We start from the raw sequence: 6,854 nt of genomic DNA on the forward strand, positions 1-6,854 counted from the left end.
TTATAATACTAGTATTTTAAAAGATGAATGGTAAAATTTTACTGTGTATTGCTAGAAACTGTATCATAGTATATACTTTTTATAATACCATCGGCTAACCCTATCTTCGGAACAAATATGTGTTTTGCACCACTCCATTTCATAGCAGAAAGGTAAATACGTGTTGCTGGAATTATTACGTCTGCCCTATCTTGATTCAGCTCTAATTCTGTTATTCGCTCTTCATAAGTATAACTTTGAAGTATATTATAAAACGATGTTAAATAGAAATAGGTTAAGGGTTTATCGATAGTTTTTCCTGAGAGTTTGAATATTTTATTAATGTTACCGCCGGAACCAATAACATTAATTTTATCGTATTGCGCAGTACTAGATTTTATCCATTGTTCAAGCTCATTCCAATCAGACTTTTTAACAATATCGTTTAATAATCTAACCGTTCCAATTTTGAATGATCTTGATGCCGCTTGCTCACCTCTATGAATTACTGTAAATTCGGTACTACCACCTCCCACATCTACATACAAATAAGTTTTATTTTTATCTACAAACTTTTGCAAATCTGTTGCGGCAATAATTGCTGCTTCTTCTTCACCTCCAATAATATCAATATTTATTCCAGTTTTTTCTGAAATTAAATTAACAATTTTTTCCCCGTTCATAGATTCTCGCATTGCAGAAGTAGCACAAGCTTTGTATTTAGCAACGTTATGAGATTTCATAAGTAACTGAAAAGCTTGCATGGTATCAATAAGTCTTTCTCTGTTTACTTTAGATATTTTTTTCTTAATAAAAACATCTGCCCCTAGACGAATAGGTACTCGAACTAGTGAGTTTTTTTTAAAACGTGTAGGCTGACCCTTTTCTTCAATTATATTTGAAATTAGTAGCCTTACAGCATTTGAACCAATATCTATGGCAGCATATTTTTTTATTGAAAGCATATACTAATTTTGCAATTTGTTTAGATAATAATCGTAAATAGCAATTTGCGACCTTACTTTTGGGTTATCATTTACTCTATATTCGTTTTCATCTGAGGTGTTAAGTATCCTTGCTTTTACATTATCATTCCAACAAAGCTGATAGGTATCAATAATTTCCTGTTTTATCGTTTTGTTTCTAATTGGGCAACTAACTTCTACTCTATTATCAATATTTCTGGTCATCCAATCGGCTGAAGAAATATATACTTTGCATTCATCACCATCACCAAAAATATAAAGTCTGGAATGCTCTAAAAACTTATCAACTATACTAATGACTTCTATATTTTCGCTCATACCATCAACTCCAGGTATTAAACAACAAATACCTCTAACAATCATCTGTATTTTTACTCCGGCTCTACTAGCTTCGTACAATTTATCAATCATTACGTAACTAGAAATACTATTCATTTTTAGGCGTATTCTGCCTGTTTTTCCAGTTTTAACTTTTTCTATTTCATTATCAATAAGCTTGAAAACTGATTTTTGAGTATGATGAGGAGAAGTTATTAAATGCTTATATCTAAATATTTTATAGTTGGCTTCAAAGAAGTTGAAAATTTTATTAACGTCTTTTAGTACACTTTGGTCTGAGGTAAAAAGTGTGTGATCTGTATAAATTTTGGCAGTAGATTCGTTAAAATTACCTGTACTTATAAACCCATAACGTTTTAATTTATTATTCTCTTCCCTTTCTATAACACACATTTTACTGTGCACTTTTAAGCCTTGTACACCAAATATTAAATTAACACCTTCATCTTTCATTTGTTGTGCGTAATTAATATTGGCTTGTTCATCAAAACGAGCTCGCAATTCAATCGACACAGTCACAGTTTTACCATTAATAGCCGCGTTTATTAAAGAACTAGCTACATGCGAAATTTCAGCTAAACGATAAATTGTAATTTTTATGGTTTTAACTTTTGGGTCTAAAGCAGCTTCTCGTAAAAACTTAACTACATACGAAAATGTATGATATGGCGCATAAAGCAAATACTCTTTTGCAGCAATAGCTTCAAAAATACTAGACTCAAAACTTAAACCCTTTATTGGTAATGGTTCTATTTTTTCATAAAGCAAATCTGTTCTTCCTAAACTAGGAAACCCCATATAATCACGTCTATTATGATAACGACCACCAGGGATAATACTATCTGTATCATCAATTCCCATTTTAGTCATTAAATATTTTAAAGTATCTGTATCAATTGTTTTATCATAAACAAATCTTACAGGTTCTCCTACTTGCCTATGCTTTACACTATCGGATATTTTTTCAATAAAACTTTTACTTAAATCACTTTCAAAATCTAACTCCGCATCACGCGATATTTTAATCATGTGAGCAGAAATACTTTTGTAATCAAAAATATTGAATATATCACCCAAACAATGACGCAATAAATCATCAATTAGAATGATAAAACTTTTATCGTCTTCTTTTGGTAATTCAACAAATCGATTAATAGACTTAGGTATTTCTAACAAAGCGAATTGTTTACTACCATCTACCATAACCATCCTAACGGCCAAATAAGCACCTGTATCCTTTAAGTTAGGTATTCTTACTAAATCATTTAAAATAATTGTAACTAGTGCTGGACTTACTTTTTGAACAAAATATTTCTTTATAAAATTATGCTGTGCATTATCAATTTGGGTTTCATCAATTATATAAATATTTTCTTCTTCTAATTTTGATTTTATAGTATTTAAAACTCCTAAGCTTTCACTTTGTTGCTCAATTACAATTTGAGTTATAATTTCTAATAACTCCTTTGCTTTAATACCGCCTAGTTCATTTTTCCCTCCTTTACCAGCTTCTACAATACGTTTAACAGTAGCATATCTTACCTTAAAAAATTCGTCTAAATTATTAGAAAAAATCCCCAAAAAACGTAGCCGCTCAATTAGTGGTACAGTATCGTCTGAAGCTTCTTGTAAAACTCTAGCATTAAATTGCAACCAACTTATTTCTCTATTAATATAACTATTGTTTTGCTTTTCTGCTTTCGTCATGCTTATATTTAAGAATAATATAATAGCAAATATATTCTATTTAAATCAATAATTTAGATTGGAATTACTATTAAAATATCTTATTTCAAATCTTTAGGGAATAATGTAAAAATCGTTTTACCATTGCTTAAATTTGCCCAATTATCAATATCAAAATGAATAATCGTTACACCACAAGTTGGCACATTTTCTATATATTTATCACCATAAGTATTAACAAAATTGGTAATGGCATGATTATGCCCAAAAACCATTAAATTGTTGATTGAAATATCAACTTCTTTTATTGTTTTTACAAGATTGTATCCTGAAAAATCATACAAATTATGATTAAAATTTACTAATTTTTCATCGATATTTAAATTTGAAATAAAAGAGTTTGCAGTAATTTTTGTACGAATAGCATCACTTGAAATCACCATATCTATTATTAACCCCTTGCTTTTTAAATAATTAGACACGTTTTCTGCATCTTTAACACCTTTATTGTTTAAAGGCCTCTCAAAATCAATAACATTATGCTTCCATGAAGACTTAGCGTGTCTTATTAAAATCAATTTTTTCATAAATATTCGATTAAATACGTTTTTTATCGATAAAAAGTTGTTTTTATCGATTAAAATCAATTTATTTGCTATTAAATAGTTTAGAAAATTAATTAAAAAAAAAGAATGGAAAAAATTTTTAGGTTAAACATCAAGCTAGTAAGCTGTTACAGCTTATTTTTATATCGTTAAGTTGATTTATTAAACCGATTAAATGTTTACGAATATCATTTTATCGAATTTATAAGTGATTTAACATTTTTATTTGATAAAGCTGTAACATATATGTTGTTTTGCTTTACCTACTTAAAATCGAAAAATTATGACCCCGAATCTAATTTCTATTTATAAAGCAGCATTGATTTTCAATGTTTTCCCTCACAGTTTTTCCCTCAAAAGCTTTTTACTCAGTTTTGTGTTTTTTAGTTGCTAATAGTTACTAAAACACGAAAATGATGTCTATTTAGATTACAGTTTAAAAATTAATAATTATGAAAAATATATCAGCTTTTACACTTAATATCTTTTTGCTTGTTTCCATTTCTATAATAACTGTAGATAAAGTTTCTGCTCAAGAAAATGGGATTTTTGAGCTTAAAAACAAAAATAAAATCTTATCTAAAACAAATGCAAAAAAATCAAGTGATAGACAAGAATTTTATAAGCTGTCTCAAAAGTTGCATACAACAGCATATATAAGTAATAATTCTGTTCGTAATACTTATGGAGATGGTAAAGTGCAAAAAATCACATTTAGTGATAGTAAATCTTTTAGTATACTTAACAACAACGACTATAACGAAGTTGAATTAATTACTATTACATTAAAAAATTCTAGCGATTTGAATAATAAACTAGATTTAACTTCAAACAAAAATCTTGGTAAACTTAAATATGTATTTATTAAATGCTATTTTAAATGTACTGAAAATCAAATAGATAATTTTATAGCATCACATCCCAATATAAGAGTTTTTTACAGAACTGAAACTCCTTCTTAAACAAAGCTTAAGGTCAATTTAAAAGATTACGACATGAGAAAACTGTACACTAATAAAACAATTACAAGCAACCATTCAATAACATTGATGGTTTTTGTTGTTTTAGTTCTAACATCAATATTTAGCAGTTATAGTCAGGTAAGGGTTCCTTTTACACCTAGAACTTCAAACGATACTCCTACAAAAACTGTTTATAATATTAAAGGTGATTTCACTATGGTTGGTAATACTAACCTTACGTTGGTTAATTACGGTAATACTACTGGTAATAACAATGACATGGAATATGTTGATGTTGATGGTACTGCTGTCCCTGGAAACACTACACTTAATTCATCTTCTGCTACAGTAACATTTTCGACTGAAAATGGAGCAATTCCAGATTGTTCAAACATTATATATGCGGGACTATATTGGACAGGTAGAGCAGACACTGGTTCTGATGATAATGCTGATGGTGATAACGACCCAAATACTTTTCAGGTAATTAAAAACGGAGTAACCAAAAATTTTGATAAACGTAAAGTATTAATTAAGGGTCCCCTTTCAAGTAGTTATACTGCGGTTAGTGCAGGTCCTTCAGGAATCATTGCTGATCCTATAAGCATTGCATTCCCTACTGATGGCAATCAGCGCAATATGTATGCTGCCTATGCTGAAGTAACTGATTATGTTAGAGCTAATGGTATTGGTGAATATTTTGTTGGTGATATCGCCTTAAGAGAAGGAGACCCTGATGCTACCGGTTATTACGGCGGATGGGGAATGGTAATTGTATATGAAAATTCTAAAATGAATTGGAGGGATATTACTGTTTTTGATGGTCATGCTTATGTTACTAACGCTGTAACTAGCCATAATATAGATATTTCAGGTTTTAACGCTGTTCCTACAGGTGATGTGAACCTAAAATTAGGTTTAATGGCTGGTGAAGGTGATGTTCCATGGACTGGAGACTTTATTGAAATGGTAATACCTGATGGTGATGATGATACAACTGAACCAATTGATTTTTCAACACTTAATAATAATAGTTATCAACGGTTATCACATAATAACAATACAACTAGCAATTTTTTTAACTCTACAATTGATACTGGAGGTAATGCCCGAAATCCTAATTTACAGAATAATACAGGTTTAGATATTGTAATGTTTGATATTGATAATACTGGAAATGTTCTTATTCCTAATAATAAAACTTACACTAGATTTAGATATGGGTCAGCTCAAGATACATATATCATTTTTAATTTAACGTTTGCTGTTGATGCATATATTCCTGAACCTGAAGGTGTTTTAAATATTACTTCTGTTAATGGTAATGCTCCTAATCTGCCAAATATTTTAGAACCTGGGCAGTATTCTGATTATACTTTAGAAATAAAAAATACTGGTACTGAAGACACTGATAATACAGTGATTACTATTCCGTTGCCAGATAGTGTTAATCCAAACAATCTTAATATTACGACTACTACTCCTAATCCAGGGATATATACAACAGCAAGTATTCCCACATACGAAACTGGTCCTAGCTATGGTTCTAATGGATCTATTGTGTGGAATTTAGGAACACTACCTGCTCCACCGAATCCTGATACCACATTAGCGACTATTAGTTTTAGACTAACCGTTACTACTGATTGTGATATGCTAACTGACCCATCTTTTGATCCAAATGTTTCTCTAGGTGGAATGATTGATGGAGTTGGAGCAACTTCTAATGTGCCATTTAGTTTTCCTCTGATTCAAGGATATCAAACAACTGGGTTATGTACAGGAGAACCTATTCCTACTCCAGTTATTATAGATATAAACTATTTAGATTATGTAAATGAACCACCAACAGCAAGTAACCCCGCACCTATTGATATTGAATGTGGAGGAACAATACCACCATCTGATGTTTTAGTAGTGACTGATGAAGCTGATAATTCAGGTATTACTCCTACCGTTGCATTTGTTTCAGATGTTTCTGATGGAGGCAGTAACCCTGAAATTATAACAAGAACTTATAGTGTTACAGACGACTGCGGTAATTCAATTAATGTCACTCAAACAATTACTATTGATGATAGTATTGATCCTGATACACCAACACTTGCTGATGTAACTGGTGAATGTTCGGCTACGGCTACAGCGCCTACAACAACTGATAACTGTTCAGGAACTATTACAGGTACAACTACTGATCCTTTAACATACACTACTCAAGGTACATTTACAATCAATTGGACCTTTGATGATGGTAATGGAAATGTAATCGTTGTTCCTCAAACTGTAATCGTGGATGA

At 30.5% G+C, this 6,854-nt stretch carries 5 protein-coding genes; 2 read left to right on the top strand and 3 right to left on the bottom strand.

Annotated features, from left to right (window positions below):
- Nucleotides 1-38: 38 nt before the first annotated feature.
- The 3 genes from L3X37_RS12175 to L3X37_RS12185 all read right to left on the bottom strand — a co-directional run bounded on the left by L3X37_RS12175 (nucleotide 39) and on the right by L3X37_RS12185 (nucleotide 3,577).
- Nucleotides 39-944: a Ppx/GppA phosphatase family protein gene (locus L3X37_RS12175; protein ID WP_237240451.1), complete on the bottom strand. Its 906-nt coding sequence runs from the start codon at nucleotides 942-944 to the stop codon at nucleotides 39-41.
- Between the two features lie 3 nt (nucleotides 945-947).
- Nucleotides 948-3,011 carry a polyphosphate kinase 1 gene (ppk1, locus tag L3X37_RS12180; RefSeq protein WP_237240452.1) on the bottom strand — a complete coding sequence of 688 codons (2,064 nt, stop codon included), beginning with the start codon at nucleotides 3,009-3,011 and terminating at the stop codon, nucleotides 948-950.
- Between the two features lie 80 nt (nucleotides 3,012-3,091).
- Nucleotides 3,092-3,577 (bottom strand): SixA phosphatase family protein, encoded by a 486-nt coding sequence (locus L3X37_RS12185; protein ID WP_237240453.1) that lies wholly within the window; start codon nucleotides 3,575-3,577, stop codon nucleotides 3,092-3,094.
- Nucleotides 3,578-4,047: 470 nt separating this feature from the next.
- On the opposite strand from L3X37_RS12185, the gene L3X37_RS12190 reads away from it, so the two are divergent.
- On the top strand, nucleotides 4,048-4,557 hold the full coding sequence (locus L3X37_RS12190) for a hypothetical protein (RefSeq protein WP_237240454.1): 510 nt from the start codon (nucleotides 4,048-4,050) through the stop codon (nucleotides 4,555-4,557).
- Nucleotides 4,558-4,590: 33 nt separating this feature from the next.
- Nucleotides 4,591-6,854, top strand: a 2,264-nt coding sequence (locus L3X37_RS12195) for a hypothetical protein (RefSeq protein WP_237240455.1), incomplete at its 3' end; no start/stop codon positions are given.

Source organism: Wocania arenilitoris (assembly GCF_021728535.1).
Lineage (GTDB): Bacteria > Bacteroidota > Bacteroidia > Flavobacteriales > Flavobacteriaceae > Wocania_A > Wocania_A arenilitoris.